Annotated in this window: 17 protein-coding genes (1 of these 17 running past the window's edge); all 17 read right to left on the bottom strand. The window is 62.1% G+C overall.

Going from position 1 to position 16362, the window contains the following annotated elements:
* On the bottom strand, positions 1-155 hold the 5' end (the start) of the coding sequence (locus tag PCQ86_RS06495) for a phosphoribosyltransferase (protein ID WP_047350857.1). It extends 370 nt beyond the left edge of the window; the window shows 155 of its 525 coding nt (coding positions 1-155); it begins with the start codon at positions 153-155; its stop codon lies beyond the left edge, outside the window.
* 71 nt (positions 156-226) lie between these two features.
* A complete protein-coding gene (locus PCQ86_RS06490; RefSeq protein WP_047350858.1) occupies positions 227-1603 on the bottom strand; it encodes an adenylosuccinate synthase in 1377 nt (458 codons plus the stop codon).
* A gap of 29 nt (positions 1604-1632) precedes the next feature.
* Positions 1633-2781, bottom strand: coding sequence for an ATP phosphoribosyltransferase regulatory subunit (locus PCQ86_RS06485; RefSeq protein WP_270175128.1), 1149 nt, complete (start codon positions 2779-2781; stop codon positions 1633-1635).
* Positions 2782-2856: 75 nt separating this feature from the next.
* Positions 2857-3036, bottom strand: coding sequence for a DUF2065 domain-containing protein (locus PCQ86_RS06480; protein ID WP_011804611.1), 180 nt, complete (start codon positions 3034-3036; stop codon positions 2857-2859).
* A 29-nt stretch (positions 3037-3065) separates the two neighbouring features.
* Entirely contained in the window at positions 3066-3971 is a 906-nt protein-coding gene (gene hflC / locus PCQ86_RS06475; protein WP_011804610.1) for a protease modulator HflC, read from the bottom strand.
* A 9-nt stretch (positions 3972-3980) separates the two neighbouring features.
* Positions 3981-5336, bottom strand: coding sequence for an FtsH protease activity modulator HflK (gene hflK, locus PCQ86_RS06470; protein WP_011804609.1), 1356 nt, complete (start codon positions 5334-5336; stop codon positions 3981-3983).
* A 51-nt stretch (positions 5337-5387) separates the two neighbouring features.
* Entirely contained in the window at positions 5388-6566 is a 1179-nt protein-coding gene (hflX, locus tag PCQ86_RS06465; protein ID WP_270175127.1) for a GTPase HflX, read from the bottom strand.
* 63 nt (positions 6567-6629) lie between these two features.
* Positions 6630-6881 (bottom strand): RNA chaperone Hfq, encoded by a 252-nt coding sequence (hfq, locus tag PCQ86_RS06460; protein ID WP_011804607.1) that lies wholly within the window; start codon positions 6879-6881, stop codon positions 6630-6632.
* A gap of 77 nt (positions 6882-6958) precedes the next feature.
* A complete protein-coding gene (gene der, locus PCQ86_RS06455; RefSeq protein ID WP_015912794.1) occupies positions 6959-8302 on the bottom strand; it encodes a ribosome biogenesis GTPase Der in 1344 nt (447 codons plus the stop codon).
* 19 nt (positions 8303-8321) lie between these two features.
* Positions 8322-9449 carry an outer membrane protein assembly factor BamB gene (bamB, locus tag PCQ86_RS06450; RefSeq protein WP_442874546.1) on the bottom strand — a complete coding sequence of 376 codons (1128 nt, stop codon included), beginning with the start codon at positions 9447-9449 and terminating at the stop codon, positions 8322-8324.
* Positions 9450-9469: 20 nt separating this feature from the next.
* Positions 9470-10147 carry a YfgM family protein gene (locus PCQ86_RS06445; RefSeq protein WP_047350861.1) on the bottom strand — a complete coding sequence of 226 codons (678 nt, stop codon included), beginning with the start codon at positions 10145-10147 and terminating at the stop codon, positions 9470-9472.
* A gap of 13 nt (positions 10148-10160) precedes the next feature.
* A complete protein-coding gene (gene hisS, locus PCQ86_RS06440; protein ID WP_047350862.1) occupies positions 10161-11450 on the bottom strand; it encodes a histidine--tRNA ligase in 1290 nt (429 codons plus the stop codon).
* Positions 11451-11547: 97 nt separating this feature from the next.
* Positions 11548-12825 (bottom strand): flavodoxin-dependent (E)-4-hydroxy-3-methylbut-2-enyl-diphosphate synthase, encoded by a 1278-nt coding sequence (gene ispG / locus PCQ86_RS06435; RefSeq protein WP_088887363.1) that lies wholly within the window; start codon positions 12823-12825, stop codon positions 11548-11550.
* Positions 12826-13800 (bottom strand): helix-turn-helix domain-containing protein, encoded by a 975-nt coding sequence (locus tag PCQ86_RS06430; RefSeq protein ID WP_270175126.1) that lies wholly within the window; start codon positions 13798-13800, stop codon positions 12826-12828.
* A complete protein-coding gene (gene pilW, locus PCQ86_RS06425; protein WP_011804600.1) occupies positions 13793-14620 on the bottom strand; it encodes a type IV pilus biogenesis/stability protein PilW in 828 nt (275 codons plus the stop codon). The genes PCQ86_RS06430 and pilW overlap by 8 nt, the downstream gene beginning before the upstream one ends.
* Positions 14621-14651: 31 nt before the next feature.
* Positions 14652-15776 (bottom strand): 23S rRNA (adenine(2503)-C(2))-methyltransferase RlmN, encoded by a 1125-nt coding sequence (rlmN, locus tag PCQ86_RS06420; RefSeq protein WP_270175125.1) that lies wholly within the window; start codon positions 15774-15776, stop codon positions 14652-14654.
* An 84-nt stretch (positions 15777-15860) separates the two neighbouring features.
* Complete coding sequence (gene ndk / locus PCQ86_RS06415; RefSeq protein ID WP_011804598.1) at positions 15861-16286, bottom strand: nucleoside-diphosphate kinase; 426 nt, start codon at positions 16284-16286, stop codon at positions 15861-15863.
* Between the last annotated feature and the right edge of the window lie 76 nt (positions 16287-16362).

Genomic DNA, 16362 nt, shown 5'->3' with positions numbered 1-16362 from the left:
CTCAGAATGTCCCCTGGTCGCAAGCCGCCACGTGCAAGACAAAGGATCGTATCGAACTGCCATGCGGATTGATGCACCTTTAGCGCAAGCTTCTCTATGAGGTTGTGATACTCGTCGTAGCTTACGTACAAATGCTTGCCGTCTTCCGTCAGCATACTAACTCCTGAATTGATAGCAACAATCGCCTTAACAGCGGGCGACACACTCCAACTTCCCCACCATGCCCTCAGTCCGCCGCGTAGGGATGGCGCATCAAGATCGTGTGATCACGGTCTGGACTGGTCGAGATCATTGCGATAGGCACCCCCGTCACTTGCTCAATACGCTCCAGATAGCGGCGCGCATTGGACGGCAGGTCCTCATAGCGAGTCACTCCCACGGTGGATTCCGTCCAACCGGCAATATTCTCGTAAATAGGTACGCAACGTGCGATTTCTTCGGCACCCATTGGCAGAAGGTCGATCCTTTCACCGTCCAACTCGTATCCCACGCACAGCGACAGTTCCCTCAACCCGTCCAGAACATCCAGCTTGGTGATGCAGAGCCCTGAAAGACCATTGACCTGCGCGCTACGCTTGAGGAGTGCGGCATCAAACCAACCGCAGCGACGGCTGCGCCCAGTCGTCACCCCTTTTTCGGCGCCCACTGTACTCATGTGATAACCCGGTGTTCCAGGCGTTTCCCATTCAAGCTCGGTCGGGAAAGGCCCTCCCCCCACACGCGTGCAATATGCCTTGGTGATCCCCAAGATGTAGTGCAGATGCCCCGGGCCAACGCCCGACCCCGCTGCCGCATTACCCGCCACACAGTTACTGGACGTGACATAGGGATAGGTACCATGGTCCACATCGAGCAATGTGCCCTGCGCCCCCTCAAACAGCAGATTTGCGCCCACGGCATGCGCTTCGTTCAGTTCACGCGAGACATCTGCCATCATGGGCTTCAGCATCTCTGCATGCCGCATGGCCTCCTCAAAGACCGGCTCAAACTGCACTTGCCCGCCCGTGATGTAGGGCTTGAGTGCATCGCCAAACTGAAAATTGGCCGAGCCCAGGAAGGTGCTGAGGACATGGTTGTGCAACGCCAGCAATTCGCGCAGCTTGGCGGCAAAGCGTTCTGGATACTTGAGGTCTTGTACGCGCAGGGCACGGCGAGCGATCTTGTCCTCGTAGGCCGGTCCGATACCACGGCCCGTGGTACCAATCTTCTCGGCGCCACCGTGTTCACGCGCCGCTTCACGCGCCACATCCAGCGCCGCATGGAACGGCAGGATCAATGGACAAGCTTCACTGACGCGCAGACGCGAGCGCACTTCGACGCCCGCTTTTTCGAGCCCCTCGATCTCCTCAAACAATTTGCCTGCCGAGAGAACGACGCCGTTGCCGATGTAGCACTTGACACCCGGGCGCATGATCCCGCTGGGAATCAAGTGCAGCGCCGTCTTGACGCCGTTGATGACCAACGTGTGACCAGCGTTGTGCCCGCCCTGAAAACGCACCACCCCCTGGGCGCTCTCAGTCAGCCAATCAACCAGTTTGCCTTTGCCTTCATCGCCCCATTGGGTGCCGACCACGACAACGTTACGACCCTTGCTTGCTTTCATGTCAAACCCGATTCAAATGCTGAAGAAACTCAAATCGCCTTTACGACCCAGTTGCCATCCACCAGGACAAGCTCCCGATCGCAGTGGAATTCGTCCACTTCGCTGCCGTGCCCCGGCAGCACACACACCACGGTTTCGCCCTGACGACGCAACGTAGCAATGGCAGCACTGAGCGCACCACCATCGCCCCAGGGCGCCCGGATGGCCGCACGCAATGACGGAGCCGACACCACACCCACCAGCTGCTTCACGTCCAAGCTAAAGCCTGCGGCTGGCCTGTTACGGCCGAAGACCGCGCCGACCTCGTCATAGCGGCCGCCTCGCACCAGCGCATCACTGGCGTCCTGCGCATAAATCGCAAAACGCGCGCCGCTGTAATAGGCATAACCCCGCAGATCTGCCAGATCAAATGTGACCCGCACACCGTCCATTCGTGCCGCAATCGCCCTCAAATCTGATAGCGCCTCGCGCGCACCAGGAAAGGGCTTCAACAAGTTTTCGGCCTCATTCAGCACTGCTGCATCGCCATACAGCTGCAACAGTGCCAACAACCCTTCCCGCGATGCAGACGGGAAATCGCGTGTCAACGACGCCAGTTCGCTGGCATCTTTGGCAGCAAGCGCACCGTGGACTTGGGCGAGCTGATGCATACCGACAGGAAGTCCTGCAAGCAGACTGCGCACGATACGGACGTCGGCCAGATCTACGCTCACCTCCTGTACGTGGGCACTACGCAAGCACTCCAACGACAGCAACACTGCTTCGATATCCGCCTCGATACCTGGATGACCGTAGATCTCGGCTCCAAACTGCAAGGGCTCCCGGGTGGCATGCGGACGATCGGGACGCGTGTGCAGTACTGGGCCGCAATAGCATAGACGCGCCACCCCCTGCCGGTTGAGCAGGTGCGCATCAATGCGTGCGACCTGTTGGGTCGTATCGGCCCTCAAGCCGAGAGATCGACCCGAGAGTTGGTCCACCAATTTGAACGTTTGGAGGTCCAGCGCCTCGCCAGTGCCCGTCAACAGTGATTCCAGATGCTCCAGCAAAGGAGGCATCACCAACTCATAACCGTAACTGCGTGCAGTATCGAGCAGTCCGCGGCGAAGTTCTTCAATGTGCCGCGCCTCGGAAGGCAAGACATCGGCAATATGATCCGGCAGGACCCAGGCAGACATGGGATGGGGCAGGCTGTTAAAACGTTGATTCTACCGGCATGGATAAGCCCCACCCCGGGACCCAAAGCGGCCAGGCTACGTGAGCAGCAGAATGGCGCCGCCAGCGATCAGCCCCAGCAGCGCGCAAAATCGAATCTGGCCGTCACGCAATTGCAAAAGCTGCGTGAACATGCGGCGCCAACCACCAGGTGACACGAAGGGCAGCAGCCCTTCGATGACCAGCACCCAACCCAACGCGATCCAGAACCCGTTCATGGAAGCCGACCACCGCCATCAGTCGCTCATCAGCGGCGGGGGGTCGCAGATGCGTTACCCGTCCCGCCTCTGAATACCTTGAAAAATTCAGTGTTCGCCGGATCCAGCACCATGACATCGCCCTTGCGGTTGAAGCTCGCCTTGTAAGCTTCGAGACTCCGGTAGAACTGTGCAAATTGTGGATCACGGCCGAATGCCTCCGCATACAGACGCGCAGCTTCCGCATCACCCTCGCCCTTGATCTTCTGTGCGTCGCGGTAGGCATTGGCAATGGTGATCTCGCGCTGCCGGTCTGCGTCTGCGCGAATCTTCTCCCCCTCCGCCGCGCCCGTGGAGCGCAGTTCATTCGCAACGCGCTTGCGTTCCGCTTCCATGCGTCGATAGACGGACTCCGTGATCGCTTCTACGTAGTCGACCCGCGTGATGCGCACGTCCACGACATCGACACCCCAAGGCTTGGAGCCGCGGACAGCTTCCAGCACTTCCCGTTTCACGTCGGACATCAGCGCATCGCGCTTGAGCGACAGCAGCTCCTTGACGGTGCGACGGTTGACTTCTTCCTGAAATGCATTGCGGACCACCCGATTGAGCTGCAGTGCACCTGCGTTCTCGTCCAGTCCCACATTGCGGATGTACTCGGATGGGTCGGTAATGCGCCAGCGCACATACCAATCGATCACCACGCGCTGCTTCTCGGCTGTCAGCATCGACTCGGTGTCTGAACTGTCCAGCGTGAGCAGACGCTTGTCGATGTAGCGAACGTTTTGGAAAGGTGGGGGTAGCTTGAAATTCAAGCCTGGTTCCGTGATGACTTCCTTGATCTGCCCCAACGCGTACACCACGCCAAACTGGCGTTGGTCGACGACGAACACCATCGAGCTGAACAATGCCAGCAACAACAGAACTGTCGATGCGATAAATCCGATTCTGTTCACACGGCTCTCCTATCGGGACTCACGTTCGCGCGAACGGTTGGCATCACGCAACCGAGAATCGCCGGGGAATTGAGAGGTCGCGGCAGGAGGGACTGTCGCTGGCGGCGTATCGGTCGCCGCAGCCGCCGAAGTCTGCTGTGAAACGCTCTGCATGATCTTGTCCAACGGCAGGTACAGCAAGTTGGATCCTTGCCGCGACTCCACCAGTACCTTGGTCACATTGCCGTAAATCTGCTGCATGCTCTCCAGATACATGCGGTCTCGCGTCACCTGCGGTGCCTTCTGGTATTCAGCAAGGACGGCGCTGAAGCGCTGTGTGTCACCCTGCGCCTGCGCCACGATGCGCGCCTTGTAGGCTGCCGCCTCCTCAATCAAGCGGGACGCCGTACCCGTGGCACGCGGAACCACATCATTGGCATAAGCCTGGGCTTCATTCTTAGCGCGCTCCCGCTCCTGGCCCGCCTTGAGCACGTCATCAAAAGCCGCCTGTACTTGCTCAGGAGGGCGCACCCCCCCTTGCTGCAGGTTGATGCCAACGACTTCCACGCCGACCTTGTATCGGTCCAAGATGGTCTGCATCAGATTGCGCACGCGCGGAGCAATCTGGTCCCGCTCTTCCGCCAAGGCGGTATCCATGCGCATTTTGCCCACGACTTCGCGCACCGCCGTCTCTGCCGCCTGAACCACGGCTTCGGCCGGATTGCGGCTCTCGAACAGCCACGCACGCGCGTCATTCAAACGATATTGCACTGCGAACTTGATTTCGACGATGTTCTCGTCTTCGGTCAGCATGGCGGACTCACGCAATCCCGTGCTCTTGATGACGCTATCCCGCCCCACATCAGCAGACCGGATTTGGGTCACGAACACCAGTTCATGGCGCTGAATGGGGTAAGGCAGACGCCAATTGAAGCCGGCGTTGACCGTGCTCTTGTACTTGCCGAACTGGGTGATCACCGCTTGCTGGCCTTCTTGCACGATGAAAAAGCCAGTGCCCAGCCAGATCAGCACCGCTATGGCGGCGATCAATCCCACGCCAACTCCCGCGTTCTTCATGTCTGGCTGGAAACCACCATTGCCGCCACCAGAAGCGGGGCCACGCGACCCGCCGCCGCCAAACAACCCACCCAGCTTGCGGTTCAGATCACGCCACAACTCATCCAGGTCCGGCGGCTGTCCCGAAGGATTCTGGTCACGTCCACGTGGACGCTGTGAGTTATCCGGAGAAGGGCGCTCCGAATCAGGGCGCTGCCCACCCTCGCCCTTATCGTCCCCACGGCCCCAACGAGGATCGTTGAGATTGAACATCCCCCGAATACGCTCAGGCAGCACGGCCCAGCGAGAGGCCCGGTTAAGAAGGTTCATGCGCGAATTCTCGTACTCTCAATAGCAATAGAACACCAGCATTGTGCCCAATCAGTCCCACTCGCCCTTCAATTCAGCCACCGTCTCAGGGGGCATGCCCGACGAAAGTGACTTCTGAACCATGTCTGCCAATAACTGCCGCAAGTCAGCCACCCCTTCGCCAAGGCCGGCACTGACAAAAATCCGCGGTACAGCCCGCCCATCCAGTTCATAGGTATCTTGCCGCACGTTAGGACGCACTTCGGGCGTGAGGGCATCCAATTTGTTGAATACCAAGAGTTGTGGAATATCGGCGGCGCCAATCTCACCAAGAACCAGTTGCACCTGTGCAATCTGCTCGGGAAAGGCGGGGTTGGCGGCATCGACCACATGCAGGAGCAGATCCGCGTCCACGGCCTCCTGCAACGTGGCCTGAAACGCATCCACCAGCCCGTGCGGCAGATCACGAATGAAGCCCACGGTATCGGACAGGGACACCGAACCCGCGGCTTCGCCCAAATAAAGATGACGCGTGGTGGTGTCCAGCGTGGCGAACAATTGGTCCGCCGCGTAGGCTCGCGCCTTCACCAGTGCATTGAACAGCGTGGATTTGCCCGCGTTCGTGTAGCCCACCAGCGAGATATTGAATGTATCGCGCCGCTGCCGCTGCCGCCGCTGGGTCGCCCGTTGGCGCTTGACCTTGACCAGGCGCTCCCGCGTGCGCTTGATGGCTTCGCTGATCATGCGACGGTCGAGCTCAATTTGTGTTTCACCCGGTCCGCCCCGTGTACCGATCCCCCCGCGTTGACGCTCCAAGTGCGACCAGCGCCGCACAAGTCGAGTGCTCAAGTACTGCAAACGCGCCAACTCCACCTGCAGCTTACCCTCGTGGCTGCGGGCGCGCTGGGCAAAGATCTCCAGAATGAGCAGCGTGCGATCATTGACGGGCAATTCCAGGCTTCGCTCCAGATTCCGCTGCTGCGCCGGACTCAGCGCCTGGTCGAACAGCACCTCCTTCGCGCCATGCATCTGCGCCAGAGTGCGGATCTCATCGGCTTTGCCGCTACCCACGAACAGCGCCGCATCAGGCGTCTTTCGCTTGCACGTCAGCCGCGCGACAGGATTCAAGCCTGCAGTCTGGGCCAATAGGCCAAGCTCTTCGAGTTCGGCATCGAAATGGGGCAAACCAAAATCCACGCCTACCAATAGAACAGGCGTGGATTTCGTGTCAGGAGAAGAATGGGAACTCAAGGCTGCGTGCCCTGGGATGCGCAATGCTTGCGCCGTGGCGCAGCCTTGAACTGCCGCAGGGGCTTACTGGTTGTCCCCGTCGGCGGCGGGTTCCGCAGTCGAGAAGTTGACGGCACGACCAGGCACGATCGTGGAAATGGCGTGCTTGTACACCATCTGCGTCACGGTATTGCGCAGCAGCACGACGTATTGATCGAAGGATTCGATTTGACCCTGCAGTTTGATGCCGTTCACCAAATAGATCGAAACCGGCACATGCTCCCGACGCAAGGCGTTCAGGAAGGGGTCTTGAAGAAGCTGACCTTTATTGCTCACGATATTCTCCGTGTTCAAAAATGTTGTTGTAAACCAGCACCTTACCACACCCAGACGGCCATACGCCGTCCAGGGGCTCAGGAGTTCTGCTTGTCCGTATAAGGATTGCTGGAGGTTTTCATTTCGATACGCAGCGGCGTACCGACGAGGTCAAATTCTTTGCGAAAACGCGCCTCAAGAAAGCGCTTGTAGGCGTCCGTGACATGCTCCAGCGAATTCCCATGGATCACGATCACCGGCGGATTCATGCCGCCCTGGTGCGCATAGCGCATCTTGGGCCGGAACATACCCGAGCGCTTGGGGCTCTGGAACTGCACCGCCTCCTGCAGCAGGCGCGTCAACACCGGCGTAGGCATCTTGCGGTTGGCAGACTTGTACGCCTGGATGATGGATGACCACAGCGGCCCAATGCCCTGCCGTTTCTTCGCGGAGATGAAATGCAACGGCGCGAACTTCAGAAACGACAGACGCGTTTCGATGGAACGCTCCAGCTGCTGCCGGCCATAGTCGTCCACCGCATCCCATTTGTTCACTGCGATCACCACGGCGCGACCGCTCTCCAGGATGTAGCCGGCAATATGTGCGTCCTGGTCCGTCACTCCCTGCGTGGCGTCCAGCAGCAGCAGCACGACATTGGCTGACTCGATGGCCTGCAGGGTCTTCACGACCGAGAATTTCTCGATCGCTTCAAACACCTTGCCTTTGCGTCGCAGGCCCGCCGTGTCGATCAATTCGAACTTCTGGCCGTTGCGCTCGAAAGGCACCGATATGGCATCGCGCGTGGTGCCGGGCATGTCGAAAGCCACCAAACGCTCTTCACCCAGCCATGTATTGATCAGTGTCGACTTGCCCACGTTGGGGCGCCCTGCCACTGCAAGACGGATGACATTCTTCTCGGCCGCCGCATCCTCCTCCTCAATCTCGGGCAACGCGAGCGGCTTCAGCGCGAGATCCACCAGGCTGCGCACACCCTGGCCGTGCGCCGCCGATACGGGGTGCACCTCTCCCAGGCCCAACTCATAGAACTCGGCCAGATGCATGCTGTCCTGCATGCCTTCGGCCTTGTTGCCGGCCAACACGCAGGGTTTGCCCAGGCGGCGAAGGTAGTTGGCAATGTCGTGGTCCTGGGCGGACAGTCCACCGCGTACGTCCACGACAAAAACCACGACATCGGCCTCCGCCACGGCCTGCTGGGTCTGCCTGGCCATCTCGCGGTAGATGCCGCTGGAGGCATCGGGCTCGAACCCCCCGGTGTCGATGACGATGTACTCGTGCTTGCCCTGTCTCCCATTGCCATAGTGGCGATCACGCGTGAGGCCGGCAAAGTCGGCCACGATCGCATCGCGCGACTTGGTCAAACGGTTGAACAAGGTGGACTTGCCCACATTGGGCCGCCCCACCAAAGCGATGACAGGCTTCATCCTGTGTCCTATATCCCTATCAGTCCGGACGGAAGCCGTAGACGCCGCCCTTGCGCGTCACCACCACCAAGGTGTCGCCCGCCACCGCCGGGGCCGCCGCAATGGCCGAGCCATCGGTCGTCAGGCGGTTGAGCGGTGCGGCGTCCTCACGGGACAGCAGGTGCACCAGCCCTGTATCGTCACCCACTACCACTGAACGCCCCAGCACCAAGGGCGCTGTGAGCTTGCGGAACTGCAGCCTGTCCGATGTCCAGGCGCGGGACCCATCGGTGCGCCGCCATGCGATCACCGTTCCGTTGCTTTCCGTGCCGAACAGCATGGTGTCATCCCCGTGGATGCCCACGCCGCCGCTGGCGGGCTGCGTCCACGAGACCGCCCCCCGGGATGCATCGATACAGCCCACCGAGGCCTGGAAAGCCCGCGCGCACAGGCTATCGCCCACACGGCTCGTACGGCCAACGATCTCCACCAGCCGCTCGACGTCATTGGTGCCGCGCGGGCTGGCCAAGGGCGCCTCCCAGCGCACCACGCCGTTGTCGGGATTGAAGCCGACCAGACGGCCGGACAGCCCCGCAACCAGGGTGTCACCCACGGCCATCAGCACACCGCCCTGGCGCAGGACCAGGGGCTCACCCGGCCGCTGCTGGCTCCAGAGCCGGTAGCCAGTCGCCGCGTCGAAGGCGGAAATGGAGCGATCCGCCGCCAGCACGAAGATGCGCTTGCCCGCGACCAACGGCGCCGTATAAGCCTGGGCGGGCAACGGCTTGCGCCAGATCTCCCGACCGCCGTCCAGTGCGATAACTTGATTGCCCTTCGACACCACCGCCGTCCAGCGCCCATCACTTCCCACGCCCGAGGCAAGCGGCTGGTTGAGGCGCGTGCGCCATACGTCGCCCCCCGTGCGAGCATCGATGGCCGCCACATCGCCATTGGCAGAGGCCACCGTCACCACGCTGCCCTCCACGTGTATGTCGAGCTCAAGGCCTTCTTGCGTCCCAATCTGGGACACCCACGCCTGACGCACTCCCAGCACAGGGACGTTGGGACCGAGCTCCGCCGGCTTCGGCTTCGGCGTGCCGCCCCACAACGAGCAACCTCCCATCACCAGCAGGCTCACCAGCAAAGAGGCGCCGGTCAGCGCCCTCATGGCATGACTACGTGCCTGGCTCATTGCACGCCCCCCGACGTAGCGGAGGCTACCGTCTCCACCTGTGCGCCCAAAGCGTTGAGCTTGGCTTCCACCAGGCGGCGGTATTCCACACGCTCGTCAAAAGCCTGGTAGGCACGGCGGTACTCGGCGATGGCTTCCTGCTTCTTGCCCTGCAACGCGAACACATCACCCTTGCGATCCGCGACCGTAGCAGCAAACTCTGCGGGGAATTTCCCCGACAGCTGCGCCGAGGCCTCGTCGTAGGCCTTTTGCTCGATCAGGACGCTGGCCAGGCGCAGCCGGGCCAAGGCCTGGTAACCCTCATCAGACGCTTTCTCGGCCACCCAAGCCAACGTACTTTTGGCGGCATCCCACTTGCCAGCGTCGGCCAGCGCTTTGGCAGCCAGAAGGCCTGCCTGCCACGCCTGCGCGGTGCCGCCGTAACTCGACTTCAAGTCGCCCACGGCTTGCTCCACGCGCGCAAGGTCACCCGCCTGCACGGCCATTTCCACGGCCTCGGCCAGTGCCGTCGCCTGCTGGGCCTGGCGGCCCTGCCACAGCCGGTAGCCGTTCCAGGCGGCAAGCCCCCCCATGATGACAATCAACACCCAGGTGATGGGCGTGCCCCACGTGTTCCAGAAGTGCTTGATCTGCTCAAGCTGTTCTTGTTCTTGAAGGTCGAAGTTGTTGGCCATGTTGTGGTTCCGTTCAGCGCGAGGATTGTAGGGTGGCCGCCCATTCGGCCAGCGCCGCCAGCGGGCGCTCCGCCTGCTCGCCGCTATCCCGCAGCGGCTTGACGGTCACGGCCCCGCGGGCCAGTTCGTCGGCGCCGAAGACCAGTGCATAGCGTGCGCCGCTGGCGTCCGCCTTCTTGAACTGGGATTTCATGCTGCCCATGCCCTCGCCTGCGGCGGTGGAGCTGTGCATCTGCACCGACACCCCCTGCGCACGCAGCCGCTGCAAGGTAGCCATGACCACCGGCAGGGCTGACGCGTCGGGCACTACGGCATAGGCATCGGCAGCTGGTCGGGCCACTTGCGCCTCCTGCTCCTTGAGCAACTCCAGCACGCGCTCCACCCCCAGCGCCCAGCCCACGGCCGGAGCGGACTTGCCGCCGATCTGCTCGATCAGGTAGTCGTAACGGCCCCCACCGCAGATCGTGCCCTGCGAGCCCAGTTGGTCCGTCACGAACTCGAATACCGTGAGGTTGTAATAGTCCATCCCGCGGACCAGGCGGGGATTGAGGCTCCAGGCCACGCCGTTGGCATCCAGGATCGCCTTGACGGTCTCGAAATGCTGCAGCGACGCCTCGCCTAGAAAGTCGATGAGCCGCGGGGCGCCTTCCACCAGCGCCTGCATCGCGGGGTTCTTGGTGTCGAGAATGCGCAGCGGATTGCTGTGCAGGCGGCGGCGCGCATCCTCGTCGAGCACATCCATGTGCTGCTCCAGGTATGCGATCAGCGCCGCGCGGTGGGCGCGGCGCTCGTCAGGCTGCCCCAGGCTGTTCAATTCCAGCCGCACGTTCTCCAGCCCCAGTTCCGCCCACAGCGCATGCGCCAGCAGAATGATCTCGGCATCGGCTTCCGCGCCGGGAAAGCCCAGCGCCTCGGCACCGATCTGGTGGAACTGGCGGTAGCGGCCGCGCTGTGGCCGTTCATGCCGGAACATCGGCCCCATGTAGTACAGGCGCTTGCCGCCGTCGTAGAGCATGGAATGCTCTACCACCGCACGCACCACCCCCGCCGTTGCCTCGGGGCGCAGCGTCAGCTGTTCACCGTTGAGCCGGTCCTCGAAGGAGTACATCTCCTTCTCGACGATGTCGGTGACTTCGCCCAGGCCGCGCACGAACAGCGGCGTAGGCTCGACGATGGGCGTGCGGATGTTGCGATAAGCGTAGCGCGCCATGAGGGTGCGCACCTTGTCCTCCAGCCATTCCCAGCGCGCCGAATCGGGCGGAAGAATGTCGTTCATGCCCTTGATGGCAACCAGCTTCTGCATCTTGTTCTATTGTTTGTGATTTTGAATCAAATCAGCCTCTAGCGCTTATCCATCAAGCGCTATAAGCTATAATATTTATAGCAAACTTGCGCACACTTCACTGTGCGCCTGCGCCGTTGCCGAAACGCCGGGCAATGTAGCCTTCAACGATATCCTGGAACTCTCGCGCGATGCCCTCGCCCCGCAGGGTCATGGCCTTTTCGCCGTCGATGAACACCGGGGCGGCGGGCGCCTCGCCCGTGCCGGGAAGGCTGATGCCGATGTCGGCATGCTTGCTCTCGCCCGGGCCGTTGACGATGCAGCCCATCACGGCCACCTTGAGTTTTTCCACGCCGGGATAGCGCAGCCGCCATACGGGCATCTGCGCACGCAGGTAATCGTCGATCTGCTTGGCCAGCTCCTGGAATGTGGTGCTGGTGGTGCGGCCGCAGCCCGGGCAAGCGGTCACGCTGGGCACGAACGCGCGCAGTCCCAGCGATTGCAGGATCTCGGAGGCCACCACCACCTCCTGGGTGCGCGCCTCGCCGGGCTGCGGAGTCAGCGACACACGGATAGTGTCGCCAATGCCTTCCTGCAGCAGGATCGAAAGCGCGGTGGTCGACGCCACGATACCCTTGGTACCCATGCCCGCCTCGGTCAGACCCAGGTGCAGCGCATAGTCGCAGCGGCGCGCGAGTTCGCGGTACACCGAGATCAGGTCCTGCACACCGCTGACCTTGCACGAAAGGATGATCTGGTCGCCGCTCAGGCCCATTTCCTCGGCGCGTTTCGCCGATTCGATGGCGGAGGTGATCAGCGCCTCGTACATGACCTGGCGCGCATCCCACGGCTGGGTGCGGCGGCTGTTCGCATCCATCAGCTCGGCCAGCAACTCCTGGTCCAGGCTGCCCCAGTTCACGCCGATGCGCACGGCCTTGTCCCAGCGCACCGCGGCCTCGATCATCTGGCCGAACTGCTTGTCCTTCTTGTCGCCCTTGCCCACGTTGCCCGGGTTGATGCGGTACTTGGACAATGCCTGTGCGCAGTCGGGAAATTCCGTCAGCAGGCGGTGGCCGTTGTAGTGAAAGTCGCCCACCAGCGGCACCGTCTCGCCCATGCGGTCCAGCTGCTCACGGATGTAGGGCACGGCCGCTGCGGCCTCCGGCGTGTTCACCGTGATGCGAACGAACTCAGAGCCCGCTTGCGCCAGTTCCTTGATCTGGATGGCCGTGCCGATCGCATCCACCGTGTCGGTGTTGGTCATGGACTGCACCCGCACCGGTGCGCCGCCACCCACCGTGACCACCCGGCTGCCCCAGACGATGCGTGCCTGCCGCGAGCGGCGTGCCTGGGGCTGTGCCATAGCGATCGGTGCGGCTGTGCCGGAGATATTCATTTACTTCACCTCGAAACGCGCAACGTTCTCGCGCGCAATCGCATTCAGATCCATGGGCTGGCCGCGCACAACCACCTCCGTGGCATCCGCCTTGCCAATGACGACCGACCAGGGAGGGCTGCCCGCCGCGGAAACACTCTCGCCCGCAGCCAGGATCTTCTGCAGCACGACGCCGCCCGCGGCGTTGCGCACCTGGATCCAGGATTCTCCCCGGGCGCGAATGACCAGCACGCCCGAAGCCTCGGTGCCCTTGGCGTCAACTCCGGCCTCGTTGGTCACGCCGTGGGATGGGGCCGGCTCCACCGCCGCAGCGGGGGCCGATGCGGCGAGGGCCGCTGAGGCCACCGCAGCAGAAGATGGCTCTGCCCGCACAGTGGCCTGTCCCCCTGAGGCAACGGACTCTTGTGTTGAGGGTACCGCAGCACTCACCGGGTCCAGTTGCGTGGCTTCGAGCGCGCGCTGTGGCGGTGTTACCACCTCCGGACTGCTGGCGACCGGCAAACTGTCGTTGCCCTTCGGGAGAAAGGCGATGGCCACCGCGGCGGCCAACAGCGCGGCAACCGTCACGCCCATCATGCGCGATCTGGGTCGCTCCAGCGTTCCCCCCTTGATGAACCGGTGACCAGGGTCTTTGAACGACGCGTTGAGTCCCTTGTCCACCACAAGCTGCACGGGGCCGCTCTGGGGCAGCAATGCGAGCACCGGCGCAGCATCGGCCTTCAAGGTCCGGCAGACGCCCGACGCCAACGCCCGCATGAAGACGGCGTCGGGAAATGCGTCGTATTGGTCCGCTTCCAGCGCATGCAGTTTGTTCGCGGGCACCTTCAGCGTTCCGGCCAGCACATCAACATGGACCCCTGCGGATTCGCGCAGTTGCCTCAGCAACTGCCCCGCGGTAACGCCGCCCGCCGGTTCAGTTCCGTGATCCTGCATCCGGTGATCAATCCCCCCAGCGGCGCCCATGGGCTCACTCATCGAATGCCCCTCGTTCGAATGCCAGGGTTTCTTTTGCGTTGGGGAAGCGCTTGCGCAATTGATCACCCAACTGGCGCATGGCCACGAACTCCTTGAGCACGCGCTCGATCTTCACGCCCAACCACAAAGACTCGGCATTGGCATACTCGCCATTGTTCACGCGACGGACATAAAACTGCGCCCGCTTGGCCTCGCCCCGCGCAAACAGCACGGCCGCCAAGTGGTACCCCACCGCCGGGTTGCCCGCATCAATCTCATAGGCCTGCTTCAGCGCTTGTTCGGCCTCTGCAAGACGCCCCGCCCGCTGGTAGCACAGGCCCTGGGACATCAGCGTCTTGCTGCGTGCCTTGTAACTCGGCACGGCAAGCGCCCGCTCGAACATCTGATTGGCGACGTCGTACTGCTGGCGCTGGCACTGCAGCCAGCCATAGTTGTGCATGATGTCTGGATCGGAAGGCTTCATGCCTTGGGCGCGCTTGAGGCTGTCTTCCGCGAGCGCCAGGTCGCCCATGTTCATGTATATCAAGCCGCGAAGGTGGTAGGCGTCGGCATACGTGGGATCGGTCGTGATCGCCTGCCGCACCTCCTCCATGGCCACGGTGGTCTGCCCCATTTGCAGGTAGTTCGCAGCCAGCTCCAGCCGGATACGTGCACGGCGACGCACGTCGGCTTCGCCGCCGCCGGACGCGGATTCCGCCACGGCGCCATTGGCATCGGAGGCCCCTTGGTGGGCACAACCGGCAAGGCCCGAGACGACAACGGCAATGCCGATCGCCGCCATCGCCCGCCACCCGCCGTGATTGATCCGCCACTTCGCCATGAAAGCCTCCCGTAATTGTTGCGCCACGCCGTCAGATGACCGGCTTGATCTCGATGGTCCTGAGCTTGGCCATGCGTTCATTGACCCGTGTTCGGTCCTTCACATCGCCAGCCAGTTGTCCGCATGCCGCATCAATATCGTCACCGCGCGTCTTGCGAACGGTCGTGACGATACCCGCGTCACTCAACAATTGTGCGAAAGCCGTCACAGCCGCCGGGGGAGATCGGCGCAGACCGGAAGCCGGGAACGGGTTGAAGGGGATGAGATTGAACTTGCACGACACCCCGCCGTCGGCCGCCTTGCGGCCCACCAGGTCAATCAACTGTCGCGCATGCTCTGGCTGATCGTTCACGCCTTCCAGCATGCAGTATTCAAAAGTAATGAAGTCCCGCGGCGCGTGGTCCAAGTAACGCCGACATGCCGCCAGGAGTTCATGCAGCGGGTACTTGCGGTTCAGGGGAACGAGGTTGTCGCGCAACACGTCATTGGGAGCATGCAGCGAAACAGCGAGCGCCACAGGACAATCCTGCGCCAGGCGGTCCATCATGGGCACGACGCCTGAGGTAGACACGGTTACGCGACGCCGCGACAAGCCGTAACCATGGTCATCGAGCATGACTCGCAGCGCAGGCACCAGTGCTGCATAGTTCTGCAGCGGCTCGCCCATTCCCATCATCACCACGTTGGAAATCACGCGTTCACCATCACCGCGGCGCTGCCGTAGTGCGTGTTCGGCATACCAGAGCTGGGCCAGGATTTCGCCAGTAGTGAGATTGCGGCTGAACCCCTGGTGACCGGTGGAGCAAAAACGGCAGCCTACGGCGCATCCAGCCTGCGAGGAGATGCACAAGGTGCCGCGATCGTCCTCAGGAATAAAGACTGTCTCCACGGCGTTGCCGTCGCCCACGTCGAACAGCCACTTCACCGTGCCATCCGCAGAGATATGTTCGCTGATGGCTTGCAGCCCTGCCACATGGGCGCAGCCCCTGAGCTTCTCGCGCAACGATTTCGCCAGGTCGCTCATCTGGTCAAAATCGCTGGCACCGCGCTGGTGGATCCAGCGAAACAGTTGCGTGGCCCGAAAACGTTTTTCTCCCAGCCGCTCGCAAAAAGCAGCCAGGCCGTCCAGGTCAAAATCCAGAAGGTTCGTGGTCATAACGTTCACGGATGTCCACGCCCACATAGCGCATCCGCGCGGGGGCGGCCAAACCAGGACCGCCCGGCACGCGGAGCCACTGCATTAGCGCGAGTAGATGTTCAGGCCGGGGAAGAAGAAGGCCACTTCCACCTGGGCGGTTTCGGCAGCGTCGGAGCCGTGCACCGCATTGGCGTCGATGCTGTCCGCGAAGTCGGCGCGGATCGTGCCGGGCGCCGCCTTCTTGGGGTCGGTCGCGCCCATGAGTTCGCGGTTCTTCAGGACGGCGTTCTCACCCTCCAGGGCCTGCACCATCACTGGGCCGGAAATCATGAAGTCCACCAGATCCTTGAAGAAGGGGCGCTCCTTGTGCACTGCGTAGAACTGCTCGGCTTCGGCGCGCGACAGGTGGATCATGCGCGCAGCGGCAATCTTCAGGCCCGCGGCTTCAAAGCGCGCATAGATCTGGCCGATCACGTTCTTGGCAACGGCGTCCGGCTTGATGATGGAAAGGGTGCGTTCGATAGCCATGTTGGTTTTCCTAGTGAGGTGTTGCGGTATTTTTGCCCTGAAGGCAAACCGTCAATTTTAGCTTTACGCCAATCCC

Origin of the sequence: Diaphorobacter sp. ED-3 (assembly GCF_027625375.1) — a bacterium.
Lineage (GTDB): Bacteria > Pseudomonadota > Gammaproteobacteria > Burkholderiales > Burkholderiaceae_C > Diaphorobacter > Diaphorobacter nitroreducens.
This window is presented reverse-complemented; position numbering and strand designations above follow the sequence as displayed.